This is a genomic window from Paraburkholderia caledonica NBRC 102488 (assembly GCF_000685095.1).
GTDB lineage: Bacteria > Pseudomonadota > Gammaproteobacteria > Burkholderiales > Burkholderiaceae > Paraburkholderia > Paraburkholderia caledonica.
Genome location: NZ_BAYE01000002.1, coordinates 461,565 through 479,182 on the forward strand (window position 1 = coordinate 461,565; position 17,618 = coordinate 479,182).

The following is a 17,618-nucleotide window of genomic DNA, read 5'->3' on the forward strand; positions in this document are numbered from 1 at the left end:
CCTGTCGCCTACGTGCGGTTCGACTGCGCCTTAAGCTCCCGCATCGTCTGTTCGGCGCGCTTGCTGATCGCCGCCAACGCTTCCGTCTGCGACTTCTGTGCCATCTCGGCAAGCTCGCGCATGTTCTCAAACGCCGTCTTCAGCGCTTGCTGAACGAAGTCTCTCCGTTGTGCCATCGACTCCATCGGATTCTCGCCGCTCATCCGACCCGCTGTGGCCTGGATCTCGCGCGCGCTCGCATTAAGCATTTCCGTTTGCTTTCGAACTAGTGCCTGCATTCCTTCATACGCGAGCGTGTTGGCCTCCGCGAGAGCTTCGACGTCCTTTCGCCGCGCTTCCAGCAACGACGTCATATCGACGCCGGGCAATTTGAAGCTCTCCAGCATCTTGCTGAAATCCGTGATCTGGGGAAAAGGTGTTGCCATGGTGACTCTCCTATCGACATACTCGTGAACAACCAGTAACGAGGCACTTTCCGGCACTGTCCGCTACAGAGTAACCGCGTGCCGGCTGAACGTCCTCGCCTCACCGATCGGAAGCACCTTCCGCTGATATACTTCGTTGATGACATCGGCGCCAGACAGATAGAACGCGAGCACGGCTGTGAGCAGCCCTCCGTATCCGCCCGCCATGCGAAGCGCTAATGAGCCCGTCCATTCGCCGCCGGCGAGCAGGAGGAACGTTATCCACAACGCGAGAAAGATGAATTGGAGTACGCGCGGCGAGCGGAACGTGGCGAGCCACATGTAGAACGTGAAGACGCCCCAAAGGAACAGATACCAGCCAATGAAGGCAGCAGGCACCTTGCCATGAAAGAACACGATAAACAAAGCAAGAGACCACCAGAACGCCCCATAGCTCAGGAACGCCGTCGCACCGAACGTATTGCCTCTCGGCAGTTCCATCACGCCTGCGATCGCTTGCGCGGTGCCGCCGTACGCGAGCGCGCAGGCCAACACGAGGCCCATCGAATCGCCCGAAAACCAGCCCGCGTTAATCATGCTCAGCAGCCAGGTGGTCAGCGCGAATCCCGCTAGCCCAAGCGGTGCCGGGTTCGCCAGTTTCATTTGAATCGATGCGGTACTCATGCTCTGCTCCTGAAGGTATTGCGTACGCCGCGACGAACGCTCCCGCGCTCAACGAAGCTGGTCCAGAATGGCGGGATTTTCGAGCGTCGACACATCCTGTGTGATCTCCTCGCCCGCTGCAAGCGAGCGAAGCAAGCGGCGCATGATCTTGCCCGAACGAGTTTTCGGCAAGTTCTCGCCGAAACGGATCTCCTTGGGCTTCGCGATCGGCCCGATTTCCTTGCCGACCCATGCGCGCAATTCATTCGCGATTTTTTCCGCTGCGTCGCCTTCCGGACGCGGGCCTTTGAGCACTACAAACGCCACCACCACTTCCCCGGTTGTCTCGTCCGCACGGCCGACGACAGCCGCCTCCGCCACCATCGCGTTGGCTACCAGCGCCGACTCGATCTCCATCGTGCCGAGCCGGTGGCCGGACACGTTTAGCACATCGTCGATGCGACCGGTGATCGTGAAGTAGCCGGTCTCCTTGTCACGGATCGCGCCGTCACCGGCGAGGTACAGCTTGCCGCCGAGATCTTCGGGAAAATAGCCCTTTTTGAAGCGCGCCGGGTCGTGCCAGACCGTGCGCAGCATCGAGGGCCAGGGGCGCTTGATGACCAGAATCCCGCCCTGCCCGTTCGGCACGTCCTGCCCGGTTTCGTCGACGACGGCCGCCAGGATGCCCGGCAGCGGCAGCGTGCACGACCCAGGCACGAGTGACGTCGCGCCCGGCAGCGGCGTGATCATGTGGCCGCCGGTTTCCGTCTGCCACCATGTGTCGATGACGGGACAGCGCCCGGCGCCGACGTTCTCGTAGTACCACATCCATGCTGCTGGATTGATCGGCTCACCGACCGTCCCGATGATCCGCAGCGTCGAGAGATCGAAGCTCTTGGGATGGACCGACGGATCTGCGTCCGACACCTTGATCAGCGAGCGAATTGCCGTCGGCGCGGTGTAGAAGGTTGTGACCTTGTGCCGGGCGATCATGTCCCAGAAGCGGCCTGCGTTAGGATAGGTCGGCACACCTTCGAACACGACCTGCGTCGCGCCGATCGCGGTCGGGCCATAGGCGATGTAGCTGTGCCCAGTGATCCAGCCGATGTCCGCCGTACACCAGAACACGTCCGCAGGCTTCCAGTCGAAGGTCCACTTCATAGTCTGCGCGGCCCAAAGCAGGAAGCCGCCGGTGCTGTGCTGCACACCCTTTGGCGTTCCGGTCGAACCGGACGTGTAAAGGATAAAGAGCGGATGCTCTGCCCCGACCCATTCAGGCTCGCACGTGTCGGCTTCGCATTCGGTGATTTCATGGAGCCACAGGTCGCGCTTCGGATTCCACTGAACTTTGCCGCCGGTGCGTCGGTAGACGATCACGCTCGAAACGGCTTCGCAACCGCCCGAGGCAAGAGCATCGTCGGCGATGCTCTTCAGCGGCAACGCCTTGCCGCCGCGCATCTGTTCGTCGCAGGTGATCAGCGCCGTTGCACCGACGTCTACTATCCGCTCGTTCAGCGACTTCGCCGAGAAGCCCCCGAACACGACCGAATGCGTGGCTCCAATACGGGCGCAGGCCTGCATCGCGACAACGCCTTCGATCGACATAGGCATGTAGATGACGACGCGATCGCTTTTTTTCACGCCCCGCCTTTTTAGCGCGTTTGCGCACCGGCACACACGTTGCAGCAGGTCGCGGTAGGTCACATGTGTAACCGTGCCGTCGTCGGCTTCGAAAATCAACGCAACCCTTTCGCCGTTGCCTGCCTCGACGTGTCGGTCAAGGCAGTTATACGATGCGTTCAGTTCGCCGTCTTCGAACCAGGTATAGAACGGCGCATTCGTCTCGTCCAGTGTTGTCGAGAACGGCTTCCTCCAGGTCACCGTTTCCCTTGCGAGGCGTGCCCAAAAGCCTTCGTAGTCGCGCCCGGCTTCGGCGATCAGCGACTGGTAAGCATCCATTCCGGAGATCTCCGCCCGAGCGGCAAGATCAGCGGGCGGGGGAAAGACAAGTCCTTCGTGAACAGTCGATTCAATGAGTGACATTTTGCATTCCTGTGTTCGCGAGTGTCAGCTGCCGAGAATCCAGTTCGTCGCCGCCGATCGCTATGAAAGTTGGTCCGACAGGACCCGTCCGACAGCCATCGTTCGCCTCGAGGACTGCTGGCTAGAGCTTCCGCCAACAACTAGTCGTGACGGAGGGAGCGCTGCGTTGCCGCTCCACTCACTCGCCGCAACGGAGACAGCGGCGGCAAATAAGGTGATCTTGATGGGAGGCATCGTGGCCGTGCCTTGACTGAAGCAAGGCCGCTGATGGAAGCGATCGACGATGATCGCGCTGCGCCACGCTGTCTCAGGCACGTCTCAGGCACCTTCCCACGGAGAGCGTGGCATCCATGACATGCTGCGCGCACATCGAGGAGAGAGTCGGTACGGTAGCGTACGGGTTTGACTGTCCATACATTCGCTTCCGGCATCGCTGCCGACTAAAGCAAGTCACGATCAAGGAGACCGGGGGCGTCGCGGCCTTGCCGGCGAGCGAGGCAGACATGACACGCACAGGCTCGATTATCTTTGGTCATGCGAACTTTCACGTGGTGACACAACGCCCATGAGACGCTTTCGCGTGAGTCAGCTCTCAAGGCCGATCCTGCCGCAGCGTCTGATCCCGGGCGGGACGGGCGGCGGCCCAGCGTGGCGCGGTCGGGGACGTCGCATCGTCGGCTTTGTTGAGTTGACGGCTGTAGACTAATTGTTTGGCCCATGCATAGTTATCCTTATCAGATAACTTTCTGGAATGTGGACGTGACAGTCCAACCAAGCCATCTGGCTAAGCGTTTCTGGAGTACGGCGCGATGACATGCTGCGTTCAATTGCCAGTGATTGTCAGCGTCCGCAACGGGGGCCCGTGAGCAAGGCACAGGCAAGCAGGGCCGCTACTAGCCTTGGAGCTCGAAAAGTTTCAATCAGCCGGGGGCTGTAAATGTGCCGTCGTTTTTTCATGGCGCCCTAAGGGTAGCGGAAATCTGGAACGCGAATCACAAGGTAGCGATGAAACGAGTTTCAAAGGCGCACACGCGCAACGCGCCGGCGGCCCCGGCTATCACCTGATCGCCGAGGGCCGGCGAGCACTCGAGCGGACGATCGGATTCCGTGCGCCCGTGCGTCTGCGGATCACGCGCCTTAACGTCCGCCTCGGCATCGGCGGCTACGTCGGCACGATCCTGACGCTCGCCCTGACGTTACTGGCGCTCGCGTTGTGGGCACTGTCCACACTGGCGCCGCGCGGTCCCGAAGCTTCGGTACTCGTGTTGTTTGCCCTATGCGGATTCCTGCCCGTCACCGAGGTCGCGACCGCGCTAATCGATCGCGCGGTGACATGGAATTTCGGCGCAATCACGTTGCCGGCCGTCGGCCAGGAAGGGTCGCTGCATCAGCGCGTCTTCTCGGGCCCCGGCGGGACGGACCCGTACGCGGCGGCCGTGTCCGATGTCTATCAGGACCTGTTCGGCGAAGGGTCGTATACCGGCAAGGGCATTTACGACGTCGATGCGGCGCGCGCCGGGCTAGCGTCGGATGTCGAGGTGGTCGAGGAAGTGCCGATAATTGCCAAGCTCTCCTGACGGTCGACCTTTATTCCGAGAGCGGAATGCCCGTTTCGAGCGGAGCGTTCTTAGCAAGATTTTCGACGAACACATGCGCTCCACGCTGATACTGCTGGAACTGCGACTGCGCCGTTGAAGAGAGCCCGCCTTGAATTCCCGACAGGATTTCATAGACCTGACGACTGTATGCCGAGACCTTTTCCGCCATCGGCTTCGCGAGACTCGTTGACAGCACGAACAGCTCCTCCGGCCGCGCGGACACCGCCTTCATCACGATGGCCTGGTTTTCAGCGAGAGTTACCTTGATGGCCTGCAGATTCAGCGCGGTGAGCTTCTCGAGTCCGGCAAATGCGCTGTTCGACAGACCGAACAGCTGCTGGACGTTGGGGCTCTGAGCTTCTACAAATTGGTGGGGAATGACGGTGTTCATGACTGCTCCTGTTACGAAGGGCGGCGAATGCAAGAAATCTGCTTCAAATTCCAACCACGCGCCGAGGCCGAAGGCCGTTTGCTGCGCTGCAACAAAATTCATTGTACGGCCGATTTCTGGGAAGTCAATCGATTCCCGGGCACGGCATCCCCGGGGCGGTCGAGCCAGGAGAAACTGTTAAATGATTGACAGCGATGACATCTACACCTTTCGGAGGCGTTCATCTCACCCATGTTTACCTTCGCAAAAAGCTGCAGATTGCAACGTCAGCGCGAGCGTACGGCTCCGACGCGGGAGCGCCGCCCAGGCCGTCTGCCCGAAAAGGGCAGGCACCGATCCGCGCGCCTTCGAGTGTCATTGTTGTCAGCCGCCGACATAAGCCCGGACACAACAGTGCGGCTGTGACCACTGGCGCAATGAAGGCCTTCACTGCATAAGCAGGCGCGGCAGGGACGAACTGAATATAGGTGGTTTTCGCCTGTTGATAAGGAGTACGCTAAGGACGTCAGCGGCGCTGTGAGGCAACAGCGATGAGGCGTCCGGAAGGTACCGCCATCGCGAACAGTTTCAGCCCGCACATTCCAGGCGAACACCGACCTGTTCGCGCTGACTCGTCCACGTGTCGGCTCCCGCGCGTCGCGCGCAGGCGTCCCAACTGCGAACTCAGTCCGCCTGTCCGCTCTGGCCAACTTTGAGCAGGCGCAGGCGCGCCTAACTACTTACGATTCACCTTGATAGGGGCATACCATGCTGGTTAGAGAGCGGATGAAAGATGCGGTCTGCGTTACACCGGACCAGACGTTGGCTGCGGCAGCGCGCATTCTTAAGCGCGAAAATATTGGCTGTCTTCCAGTGTGCCAGGACGACACGGTTCTCGGGATGATTACTGACCGGGACATCGCAATGCGCGGCGTGGCCGACGGTTTCGACTCAAACGTGATGAAAGTCAGCGACGTCATGTCGTTGGACATCATCCGTTGCGGCGAAGACGACACGGTCGAGTCAGCAGTGCTGACAATGCACGCGGCTCATGTGCAGAGGCTCGCTGTTACCGACGGCGACGGACGTCTGGTCGGCGTCATCTCCATGAGCGATGTGGAAGGCGGCGCTTCAGAAAGGCGCCCATACGAAGTTGTCTTCTACAGGGAAGTTCTGGACCATGCGGGGATGCCGCATCACAGCGAGCTAATGCGCGTGGCGGTGGCCCAAGGAACGAAGCAGGAGGCCGTGGAAGCAGCAATCGTTCAGTTTGAGAAGGTTCGGCAGGTGTCCAATTGGGCGACGATTGCCAACGGGTACGATGTCGTCACGATGTCTATCGATTCAGACGGCGGGCGCGTCGAGGACGTCGAGTGCACCTCCGAGCGTGACGCCCATATTCGCCCCCGCGCACGGACATTGTGGGAAGAAGCCGGTGCTCCTGAAGGACGGGATGTGCAATTCTGGGAGCAGGCAGCAAACGAAGTGGATGCGGACCGTCGACGAGCGAAATAATGGATATTAACAAGATGGTGTTCGCAGGACGATTCAACCTGCTCCGATATGTCGCGGAGCGCGCTTCCGTCTTTCCCCCCGCCGGTCGCTGCGAGCTTATGCCCCTGAGAATGCGTTTGTCCCCGGCCGTGAGGGGTCTTCGCCGCTAATCGCTTCGTGGTGCGACTCACCGTTGGGTCACCGCCAGGAACGCTGAGGTGTATAAAACTCAATCCGTCAGCGTGCGTCGTGTTGAGGTTAAGTGACTCATAAAGCGCTCCAGCTTGTCGAGCAGAACGTTGCCCTTCGCCTGGATCCTTTCCAGTTCCTCGTCTTCCAGCCCCTGGCGGAATGCCTGAAGCGCATTAAGTAGCGGTGGATACTGCAAAACCATGGCCGAACCGGCGACGCGGTGATGCCACTCACGCAAAGCGGCGAGCTCAGGGTGACGCAGCAGGATGCGAAACGCACTAATGTCGGCCTCGGTGCTCTGAACAAATACGTGGAGCAAGGTCCCGACGTCGGACCATGATCCCATCGTCTGCCTAAGCCCTTCGAGATTCAGGGGCGGCAGGCTTGCGTCGGTGCTCGCCGGTATCCCCACATTCAAGTTTTCGATTTCGGCCGATCGTGCCGCATCCCCGACCGCCCATGTCTCGGACAGCATGACGGTCTCTGGGAGCCATTTCTGCAGACATGCGTACAGGAGATCAAGTTGGGCAGGCTTGATCAAACAATCATCCATGCCGGCATCACGGCAACGCTGAGGTTCTTCAGACTCGATGCTGGCGGTGATTCCGATAATCGGCAAGCGTCGCGCGTCTCCGCGCGCCCGCTCACGCTCACGCACCGAGCGCGCGAGCGCGTAGCCGTCCAGTTGTGGCATGTGACAGTCAGTGAAAAGCATCGCATAGTCGTGGGTGTCATAGGCATCGAGCGCTTCCAGTCCATTCGCCGTGGCGTCGCAGGCATAGCCCAGCAGGTGCAACTGTCGCTCGATCAATTGCCGGTTGATGGGGTTGTCCTCGGAGACGAGGATGAGCGTGCCGTCACGCTTCGCCTGCTCGCGCGAGCGCGCCGCGGCCGCGAGTGGCACGGTTGGCACCATGTCATTCGGCAGCGGGGCGCCGACGACGGCGGCTATGCAGGCTGCCCGCAGTCCGCGCCACGAAAGGGGATTGATGCTAAGCCGAATGTCGCTCCCGGTTAGACGATAGCCTGCTGACTTGGGTCGCTCCGTGATATGAATCACTGGCGCGTGACCAAGAGCCGCCGGCAGCGGCTCATCGTCGTCTAGAAATACCGCGTCCACTGCGGCCACCGCACGAAGCTCCTTGGCGCTGACGGTCCTCGGGTCCAGCAGTACAGCTTTGACGCCGAGTGCAGCGAGTCCGTCAGCAATGGCCGACACGGCCTCAGCGTCACGCAGCAGCACCACCATCTGGGCGCCGCCCAGGACCTCGTCATCGTAGGCTCTGCGCTCGACGGGCAGACTCAGGAGCAAGGTGACACGCGTTCCAGCACCGAGCTGACTATGCAGTTCCAGTGTGCCGCCCATGCGTTTTATGAGTCGATCGCAGATGCTCAGGCCCAGGCCAGTGCCGCCGAAGCGGCGGGAGGTGGTGGAGTCCGCTTGCACGAACGGCTCGAAAAGCGTGAGCTGTATGTCTTCCGCGATGCCGATCCCTGTGTCAGCGACCGTAATGGCAAGGGTCTGCATTTCAATGGGGGCAGTCTCGAGGCGGTCAGGCTCCAGACTGCCCACAACCAAAGAGTTCTCGTCCATGTTGTGGGCGATGGGTAAGTCGTCTCGTGGGACAGGCGGGTCAGGGCGACGCGAGGCGACGTCGATGAACACCGAAACTTCGCCCTGCTGCGTGAACTTGATCGCATTGCTGAGCAGATTAAACAGAACCTGCCGCAATCGAACGCTGTCGCCGCGCAGGCTGGCGGCGACAGCGGCGGTGACATGCAAGCGCAGTTTCAGGCCCTTTTCGTGAGCTTTGGATGCGAGCAGCCCGAGCGCCAGATCGCACGTCTCGCGCATGTCAAACGGCGAATCCTCAAAATCAAGCTTGCCCGCCTCGATCTTGGAGTAGTCGAGAATGTCATCCAGAATCTGGAGTAACGCGCCCGCGGAGTCTTGAATCATGCGAAGCATGGCTGCCTGTTCGCCGTGCAGCCCGGTTTGGCCTAGCACTTCAACCAATCCCAGCACACCACTCATTGGGGTGCGAATCTCGTGGCTCATCATTGCCAGAAACTGGTCTTTCGCGCGCGAAGCACTCTCGGCGACGTCGCGCGCAGCCGAGAGCTCCTCGGCTCGCAAGTGCTCGCTTGTGACATCGATACAGTACCCGCTCCACAGCGTACTGCCATCCCCCTCGCGTTGGGGAATGGCCCTCGTCTGGATCCATCGGTACCCTTCGGCATACTTTGAGCGAAACTCTTTGGCGAGCGGCTGCAAGGCGTGTGCGGATTCCTCAATAGCCGCCAACAGCAGCGCTCTATCTTCGGGATGAGGGTAGCTGTCGAGAAACTCCGCGTCCTGCCGCAGGTCGTCCAGTTCAATCGCCGACAGCAGCTCCAGATTGCCGCCCACGTAGGGAAGGCTGAGCTTGCCAATCGGGTCCCGCCTCATCTGTAGCACCAGGGCGGGCAGATTGCGGGTGACGTCCTCCAGGCGTTGCTCGGTGTCATGTACTTTACGCTCGGCCTCAATTGCGGAAGTGATGTCGACGACCGCCCCGACCGCTCCCGTGACCTCGCCACGTTCGTTCAGAAGAGGGCCGTGCCAGTACAAACCGTGCCTCGACGTACCGGACGCATCCAGATAGTCGACGCGGACGCCCTTATGCCAAATGCCGCGCTGCGTTGCATGAGCAATCGCCTCTATCAGTTTGCCCCTCTGACCAGGAAACAGGCTACATTCTTCCACGGTCTTGCCCAGCATGTCCTCACGACGCAGTCCAACCAACTGTTCGAAGGCGGAGTTGACCTCGATATAGCGGTCGGCCTGGTCACTAACGCCAATTGGAATCGGCGCCATATCCATCAGCATTGTGCGAAAGCGCAACTGGAATGCGAGCTGCTGTTCGGTCTGTTTCCGGTGGCGCACCTCGCGTCGAAGCCTGAAGAATGCATGCAGAAGCACAATCAGGCCCGCGGTGCCTGCCAGCAGGAAGGGAGCGATCTTGCGTGCGACCTCGTACCACGTCGGCGTGAAGTGGTAGTTGACGGCGAGGTAGCGGTTACGTATCGCGCGTCGCTGCTCCTCATTCATCACCCCGAGCGCCCGGTCGATGAGAGGAATCAGCGGCTCGAACCTGGGGGCCACCTGGAAGCCAATAGACTGGCTATAGCCGGCGGGTCCAAGCACCTTGAGCACGCCCGCGTATTCGCCCTGAATGGGCAGATCGACTACCGCCAGGTTGCCAACTAGTGCGTCGGCTTTGCCCTGATGCACGATGCGCATCGCCTCGAGAATCGCGTGGGTATGCACCAGCGTGATAGAGGGTACCCGCCTGCGTAACTCGGTATCGTTACCCGATCCGTCAACCACAGCCACCTTGAGGCCAGCCAGATCCGTCAGGGCCATTACGGAGGCAGCGTTCTGGGGACCCACGACCACAACGGGATAGGTCTCGACGGGGCGCGTAACATGGGGCAGATCGACTTTCGCAGCACCAGCGGCCGCGACCATGAGCACATCGATCGCGCCAGAAGCGAACGCGTCCCTCGCCGCTACGGGGCCGTCGTAGGGATGCGGCTTGAAACGGAGCCCCAACGTCCTGGCAAGATAGGCCCAATACTCAGGCAGGATGCCCGTCGGGCGTCCCGTCTCATCCAGGTAGCTAAATGGGTCCCAACGCACATCCACAGCTACTCTGAGGGGCGGCAGCGCAGCCAGAAACTCCCGCTCGCTCTTGCTGAGTACGAAGCTCGTCGAATTGGCAACCGGGCTCGAACCGACCTGAACCGATTGGCTCAGCAAGCCAATGCGTTCCTCCCGGCTGATCTTCTGGAGTGCTTCGTCGATACTCTGGTGCAACGCGGTGCGTCCGCGCGGAAAGGCAAAGCGCAACTCACCCATGGGTTCGGCATGTGCCTCCAGCATGACAAGGTTGCTCAATGACGCCTTGTTTATCTCATACTCGACCGCCGGGCGCAGGCCGACGTAGATATCGGCCTTATCTCCGGCCACCGCCCGCAGTGCCTGCGCAGTATTGGCAACATAGACGAAGGACGCGGCAGGGTGCCGCTCCCGCAGCTGGTGAGCCATGAAAAAGCCTTCCTCGACCGCGTATCTTGCCGTGGTGGCATTCGACGGAGACGCGGCGCCCTGATCGTCGTTGCGGGTGACGATGACGGCCTGTCCCTCGTAGTACGGTCGTGAAAAAACCAGGCACCTCTCACGCTCCGGAGTTCGGGAAACGTCCGTGATGATATCGACCTCGCCGCGGCATGCCGCCTGAAGCAGACTGCGGTTGTCGTCATACACGCGAGGCCGGAGCGTCACATTACGGGGGCGCAATGCGTACGCGAGGTAGGCCGCGCTCAGGCCGGTCAGCTTGCCGCCAACCACTTGATTGAACGGTGCCCAACCTTCCCGCGTCACCCCAACCACTACTTCACGATGGGCAGCAAACCATACGGACTCCTTCGCGAGGAGCGCGGTCGTCTTGGGGGATTCTTGCTTTGGGGCCGGGGGCGTCTGGGCACTCCCCGGCAGCGGCATCAAACTGGCCAGGATAGCGGTGAGCAGAACTGCGATGCCGCGCAGTCGGCGCGTCAATTGATTGATGTCGGCCATTGTCGTGTATCGAACCTGTTAAGCTAGCACTTCGCGCTGGTCAATGGGTCGGCACGCGCGGTCACCGCAGCAACAACCTTTGTCCGACACCGATGGCTACTCGTGACCCGCACCGGCCCTATCCGTGCGGCCGCACGAGATGCATTTTACTGCCGCAAGCGCGTACACGGTTTGCTGTCTCCAGCAAACTGCGTCTCAACACTTTTGTGAAGAGAAACGCCGCTGCTTCAGCGTTTCCTCGCTACGGGGGCCGCCTGGAACTCGTAGCCCACCTGCACACGCACGCCCGCGTGACCCGTTGATGTGACGAACGCCGCCACGTTGGTCAGCCACCTGCTGTTTTCCGAACGGTACGTCGCACCGAAGCAACTGCAGCACCACTTTTGTACGCGCCCGCGCCGGCCGCGACGTCGGTGATCTGACGCTCCGTGCCAGCCGCGCCCACGGACACCGTATTGGCGGCCACCGAGTTCGCACCCAGCGCCACCGGGTTGGCGGCCGACGCCTTCGTTCGCGCTCATCGCCGTCGCATGCGTGCCACCTGCGACCGCCGCTGCGGTATCGCGGTTGCCGTCCGCCGTGAACATCGGGTTCGACGCGTTGTTGGCGATGTTCGCGACGGTGGAGAGCGCCGGGTTCAACTGGCCGACGTTCACCGCATCGGTTGACGTCGTGCCCGTTGCAACATTGTGGATCGTCGTACCGCCCGCCATTGCATCGCCTATCGTGACGTTGCGGTAGTCAGTCGAACCGTCCGCGTTATGGTCGTACGTCACCGCGGCATTCGTGGTGCCGTTCGGACCGACCAGACCCGTCGCCTTCAGCTGCGCGACATTGACCGCATCCGTGTCCGCCATCCCGGCCGCCACGTTGGTAATCTGACCTTCCGTGTACGTCGGTGCCGTGATCGATCCACCTGGGTTCACCGTCGAGCCGCCGCCAATCGCGTTTGCCACTGGCTGGCTCACGCGTGCAAGACCATGGTGGAGTTGCTGAGCCTCGCCCACGAGCGCGCCTGCGAGGCGCAGCTGGCGCAGGCGCTGGTGCAGTATCTGGCCGACGGGCAACCGCCCGATCTGGACGAACTGCGTTGGCGTTTCGCGCCGGATCCGGCGACTGTGTCCCAGGTGCACGTGCGACTGGCTTCGTTGCGCGACTACGAGGCCCTGCTTCACCTGGACATGGAAGACGACATCATGAGCAACGATATCGATGCCACGCGCCTGTCGCTACTGCTCAACGATTTGCGGCTACCCGCCGTCAAGCAGATCTGGCCGAGCTTCGCCGAGCGCTCCGACAAGGAAGGCTGGCCCGCGGCGCGACTGCGCTTGCGTGCGTCAATCAACGTCGGCATCATCAACCTCGCCGCGACATTCTCATCGTGTTTGTCGCGCGTCTCTCGTCCAGATCGCTGCGCCATAGTCCGGAACGGTTGCAAGCAGTTGACGCGCATGGACCGTATCCCCGGCCGCCCCTCGATTTTCGATCTGCTGTTTTCCCACAAGATTCGCGGAACAGCTTCTTTGTTCGAGGGGCTTTGCGACGCGTGACCTGCTTTACTGCACACGCTGCATCGTCGGCGCTTTCCATTGACCGTCCAACGCGGGGGCCTTAGGCCAGTACAGTCGCATCACCGAGAAGAACGAGCCCTCGGGAGCGGGGAGCCAGTTGGATTCAAGTTCCTGACCCGGCGACGTGTGCTGGATGTAAAGCGTGATGCCGCCGTCCGCATCGCGTTTGAGCGTGGGCAACATGGACGAATTGATGAGATATCGGTTCAGCGAGTTGGCATAGAGCAGGCTCGATGGCAATTCGTAAAGCGTCAGTGACCAGAAAGCATTGACTGGTGGCAGCTTTCCCGGTGGAAAGTGAAGCGTATAGCGATGCGAGCCGTCCAGCTTTTCGCCGCCGCCATCAACAAAGTAGGCCGGATATAGCGCTTCCTCCTTCGAATTGCCGTAGATGCCCAACACTGCTGAGGCCATGCGGGCCATGTAATTGTTCTTCAGATAGGTACGGGTTCCGAAACCGTCCGCACTCGACAGTTTTCCCGTGTCGAGCTCACTTTTCTTGTAGTCAGCGAGTTCGGTCCATGCATCCGACATGCCGTCCTGCAACGCCTTCTGCATGTCCGGTGAGAGTGTATTGACATCAAGAGACTTGCCAGCCCCTACGCCGATTTTCGCGAAACGCGCTATCAGCGCCTTCTCACCAGGATGGGGCGGGCAGTATTGGAGTACGAAATTCAATATGTTGAAGAAGCGTAGGGACTTGCGTTCTTCTTCGGCGGTAAGCGGTTTGATGAATTCGGTAGTCGCTGACGCTGGCGCGGCGGCTTTGCCAAGGTATTCCGACAAGGTTTGGACCTTGTATCCGGCCTGAACACCCTTGACGTTCTCAATGTCCGCGGAACCGAACAATTGCGTCCGATAAAGAACGAAAGCGAAGTCCGTCTCCGAACGGATTACCGATTTTATGCTTTTGGGCACCGTACCTTTCCAGTGCGGACCAGCAAGCAGATATTTGCCTGCTCCATTACCTGTAGCCCGGGTACCGACGTATGCAAAATTGAACGTGTACATGTCGATGAATTGGAGCGAGTAGTATCGCCCGTTCTCGACCTTCGGTACGGTCAGAACCAACGGTTCGGCACGCAGGTCAGCACCCAGAAACGAATAAGGCGTATCCGAATTAGGTGTCTGGATGGCCTTGTCCTCGGGGGTAAACACGCGTGCGGTATTTGAAATCGTGTTCCATGGAGCCTTGTAATCGGCATTGTGCTGATCGATGAAGTACGAGTACTGAACCCGATAACTATCAACCAGAGGGAACCCATAAATGGTGGCTTCTTTGGCGATCGCTCTCGCTTCCTCAGTGGTAACCGGCTCCGCGTGTGCAACGGTGACCGTGAAAAGCGTCAATGAAACGGCCGCGGCAAACTTGCGAAACCATGAGAAGTGACTCTCGCCGTAAGATCGAACTGGCCGCGTTACGAATTGTTCGCGGACATTTGCCACAAAACGCATACATGTCTCCTAGGAGTTTCTTCATTGGTTAGAAGCTGAATTTGGCACTCACCATGGGTCCCTGCTGACTCACGTTGTACAGAAAGCCACCATTTCGGTGATGCACGTCCAGATACCGGTAACCGGCGTAAGCGGCCAACCAGCTTTTGAACTGATAGCCAATGCCGCCATAGATCTGCCATGTCCAGTCGGAGGAAATGCCAAAGCCTCCCAGGTCGGCGTAGCCGTTGAAAAGGAATCCGTTCGCAAACGGCACGGTCACCCGTGCGCCGATGACCGGCGTCGCCCACGTGTCTCCGATGCTGTTGCTCCTGGGTGGCAGGATCCCTCCGCTCAGGTCGATCTGGTTGTCGATATGAAAAATCCGCACACCTACCAGCGTGTCGACCGAGGCAACCGGTGAATCGACAACCCGATAAGCGCCACTTATCGTGCTATTGAAGTTCCATTGCTTCAACGTGGCATTGCCGTACAGGGGACCGGGCGTTGATGCATCCGCTTTGATCGTCAGGTACTGCACGTCACCGAGGATGCCGAACCGGCCTTTCCACGCCTCGGCCGCCACAAAGGCTGTCGGCCCGTCGAGATGGCTGAATATATCCCCGAACGCGACATCGATCGACGAAGGCGGCAGATTGGTATAGGCACCTACGTCGCCCTTGATGCCTGCCATCCAGAAATACGGGGACACGCTGAAATGCCACGTGTTTGATGCCGGCGCGTCCGGCGTTTGCGCCAAGGCTCCCCGCATGCCGGTTATCGATATCAGGAAGATAAGCACTCGAACTGCGAGAAGCCTGCGTAACATCCCTACCTCCATTAACTGCTGAATCAAACAGGCTGACGCAGGACCGACGCGATGCAAGCAACGCAGTTACCCCGGTCGGTCTGGTGAACTTAAAACCTCTTGTTTAACTGACAGGCTGGGCGTCAGGGAACTTCCACTTCGCGTCGAGCACCTCCTTCTGCGGACGATAGAGCCGAACCATGTAGTTCCATCCTTTCGTGATGGGCAGGCAGTTCGGCACCTTGCCATCACATCCGCCAAACTGGATCGAGACAGATCCGTCGGGATTCTTGCTTGCGGTCAGGTTATTGAGCGAATACGCCTTATACGTGTTCGCCTTGAAATAGCCATTCTCGTCGTAGACGCTTACTGACCAGAAACCGTTAACAGGGACGTGCTTGACGTTCAGCTTGTAGACCGTGTTTCCGTCATTGCGCGGCGGCTGTACGTTGAGATAGAGAGCCTGCTCGGGAGGATTGGCGCCCCAGCCAAGGGCCGAGCCGATCAGAAACCGCACAGGGTCAACGTCGGAGCGCGAACCGTACATGCGTTTGGTATCCGGCAGCGTTGAACCCAACGTCAGCAGTGCATCACGCACTTTCTTCTGGCTGGCCATGTCCCAATTCGGCACTTCAAACCGCCCGGGCTCATGTTGCGTGGTCTTGATCTGATCCTGCTGCTTGCGCACTTCCTCGAGATCCTTGGGGTTCGTCGGGTCGACAAGCGTTCGCACAGCCGCGAGGACGTATCGGGTACCGATCGCCTTACGCGTCAAAGTATGGCTTCCAGCTCCGTAGAAGACGCCGTGGGTGTACTGATCCTCATCGATCACCTGAAGCGACATGAATCGTTTGCCTGCATCGGGCAATGTGATCGTCACCGGCCCTGCATCCAGATCGAATACCGCCGAGGAATAAAGCGTATCGCGGTTCAGCCGGATAACAGTCTGGTTATCGATTGGCGCCGGCTCACGCGTATGATTGAATTTTCCGAAGCCATCCATCTTTACGACACCGCTGAAATACATATCGGATTCGGCACGCGCGAAATTATCCGGCGTGACGGGAATGACATGCGCGGCGGAAGGCGAAGAGGCAGGAGTGGACTGTGCCACGGCCAACGTGGCGGTAACACAGGCCGAGATGAAAGTAATGACCTTTATTGTGGCTTTACTCGCGTTCTTCATGGAGGCTGTCCCCAAGGGTGAAACGTACCGTATCAAAACCTGCCATTTCTGGCACCAAAGTGCTCGGGTTCTCAATGCGAGAGAACCCTAGAGCATCAGTAATTCCGGGACTGCACGGACAGTTGCTTTTGCCGCCGACCCTGCTTGGACTTCCCGAGCACGCGGCGCACGTCTTGCCCCAGCTCCCTGTCGGCGCGGCTTTGTGCCTTCCGATCATTTTGCAGCTCGCTGCTCGATGCCGACCCGGCCGCACTGCCGCGCGTGAATCACGGTCGCAACGACAATACACGATCCAATGATAGCAATCCTAATCACCTTTCGCGGAGTCACTAACTCTTAACCGATTTGATGTCTTGAGGCAATTGGCAACCACCTGGCCCGAGCCAGGAACGAATCAAACCCACTACGCCGGCCGGCCTCTTGCAGCCCGCCAAAGCCGGCATACTACGCTTGATCGGAACCGGTGCCGAATTTCAGCCATCAAACCAGATTGCGTCTCCTTCCGCGTCAGACCCACTCCATTGATACCCTGCAACTATGCGACGACGGGTCCGCCGTGGTATTGCGAATAGGCATCCTCAATGTACATGCCAGGAAGTTTAGACAGATTATAGCCAGCGATCAATTCAAAGCGCGAAGTGTCGCCGTCCTTCTGTTGGGTCTCCCCTTTCTGCAGGTTGCGCCAATGGGATCGAAACGCAACGAGTGCGCATATTTTATTCGCGCGACTCGTCAGACGGTGAACATTCGAGAGCGAGGGCTCTCGATGTGACCTACGTGCGGCAAAGCATGCAGCTTCATGCCGGCCATTTGCCGAACAGGCTTGACCGGAACACTCAGTTAATTCGAAAATGGCCTGTTCACCGCTACCGCTCCGGCAGCGTTGGAGTTCACGGACTTAAGTTCGCGCCCGATGCTCGCCTTCGGCCTTACCCGTTCGTTCGGCTCCCCGCCGCGCGCGTCGTTGAAGCGAATTCGTCGTGAGTCCGCGCATGAATCCCGGCGGCGTGAGGCGTGAACGGCGTCACAATACAATTCTTGTTCGAGGGTGGATGGATGCTCTGACGTCGTACTTCTCAATGATATTTTCTCTATCATATTTCGGGCTACAAAACGAATGAAACGGCCATCCGTTGGAGGCGCTTTGGACGCCCGAGTCGCCTTGGAAAAGGCAGCATAACTGTTACCACGTTCATTCCGAAGAGCGTTCGCGATGTTACGAAGCCCTCTTCAG

At 59.6% G+C, this 17,618-nt stretch carries 10 protein-coding genes and 2 pseudogenes; 3 read left to right on the plus strand and 9 right to left on the minus strand.

What is annotated here, in order from left to right; all coding sequences use genetic code 11:
* Positions 1 to 8: 8 nt before the first annotated feature.
* The 3 genes from BCA01S_RS05955 to acs all read right to left on the minus strand — a co-directional run bounded on the left by BCA01S_RS05955 (position 9) and on the right by acs (position 3,110).
* A complete protein-coding gene (locus BCA01S_RS05955; protein WP_027776145.1) occupies positions 9 to 425 on the minus strand; it encodes a phasin family protein in 417 nt (138 codons plus the stop codon).
* 63 nt (positions 426 to 488) lie between these two features.
* On the minus strand, positions 489 to 1,088 hold the full coding sequence (locus BCA01S_RS05960; protein ID WP_174447013.1) for an acetate uptake transporter: 600 nt from the start codon (positions 1,086 to 1,088) through the stop codon (positions 489 to 491).
* A 48-nt stretch (positions 1,089 to 1,136) separates the two neighbouring features.
* Positions 1,137 to 3,110, minus strand: coding sequence for an acetate--CoA ligase (acs, locus tag BCA01S_RS05965; protein ID WP_027776147.1), 1,974 nt, complete (start codon positions 3,108 to 3,110; stop codon positions 1,137 to 1,139).
* 1,364 nt (positions 3,111 to 4,474) lie between these two features.
* Here acs and BCA01S_RS39620 point away from each other — a divergent pair.
* Positions 4,475 to 4,666 (plus strand): annotated as a pseudogene (locus BCA01S_RS39620) (hypothetical protein); the annotation flags it as partial.
* Between the two features lie 31 nt (positions 4,667 to 4,697).
* On the opposite strand, the gene phaP reads toward BCA01S_RS39620, so the two are convergent.
* Positions 4,698 to 5,201: a TIGR01841 family phasin gene (phaP, locus tag BCA01S_RS34575; RefSeq protein WP_052369416.1), complete on the minus strand. Its 504-nt coding sequence runs from the start codon at positions 5,199 to 5,201 to the stop codon at positions 4,698 to 4,700.
* Positions 5,202 to 5,846: 645 nt separating this feature from the next.
* On the opposite strand from phaP, the gene BCA01S_RS36470 reads away from it, so the two are divergent.
* Complete coding sequence (locus tag BCA01S_RS36470; RefSeq protein WP_208459219.1) at positions 5,847 to 6,593, plus strand: CBS domain-containing protein; 747 nt, start codon at positions 5,847 to 5,849, stop codon at positions 6,591 to 6,593.
* 208 nt (positions 6,594 to 6,801) lie between these two features.
* Here BCA01S_RS36470 and BCA01S_RS34585 read toward each other — a convergent pair whose 3' ends face one another.
* Positions 6,802 to 11,385 (minus strand): ATP-binding protein, encoded by a 4,584-nt coding sequence (locus BCA01S_RS34585; RefSeq protein WP_052369420.1) that lies wholly within the window; start codon positions 11,383 to 11,385, stop codon positions 6,802 to 6,804.
* Positions 11,386 to 11,782: 397 nt separating this feature from the next.
* Positions 11,783 to 12,272: pseudogene (locus BCA01S_RS37885) on the minus strand (ESPR-type extended signal peptide-containing protein); the annotation flags it as partial.
* 93 nt (positions 12,273 to 12,365) lie between these two features.
* Here BCA01S_RS37885 and BCA01S_RS39625 point away from each other — a divergent pair.
* On the plus strand, positions 12,366 to 12,935 hold the full coding sequence (locus BCA01S_RS39625; protein WP_052369425.1) for a hypothetical protein: 570 nt from the start codon (positions 12,366 to 12,368) through the stop codon (positions 12,933 to 12,935).
* 6 nt (positions 12,936 to 12,941) lie between these two features.
* On the opposite strand, the gene BCA01S_RS34595 is transcribed toward BCA01S_RS39625, so the two are convergent.
* From BCA01S_RS34595 to BCA01S_RS06015, 3 genes are all read right to left on the minus strand, one after another.
* Positions 12,942 to 14,411: a DUF1254 domain-containing protein gene (locus BCA01S_RS34595; protein ID WP_084166786.1), complete on the minus strand. Its 1,470-nt coding sequence runs from the start codon at positions 14,409 to 14,411 to the stop codon at positions 12,942 to 12,944.
* 28 nt (positions 14,412 to 14,439) lie between these two features.
* Complete coding sequence (locus BCA01S_RS34600) at positions 14,440 to 15,219, minus strand: hypothetical protein (protein ID WP_146221162.1); 780 nt, start codon at positions 15,217 to 15,219, stop codon at positions 14,440 to 14,442.
* A gap of 103 nt (positions 15,220 to 15,322) precedes the next feature.
* Positions 15,323 to 16,384, minus strand: coding sequence for a DUF1254 domain-containing protein (locus tag BCA01S_RS06015; protein WP_084166788.1), 1,062 nt, complete (start codon positions 16,382 to 16,384; stop codon positions 15,323 to 15,325).
* Positions 16,385 to 17,618: the final 1,234 nt, after the last annotated feature.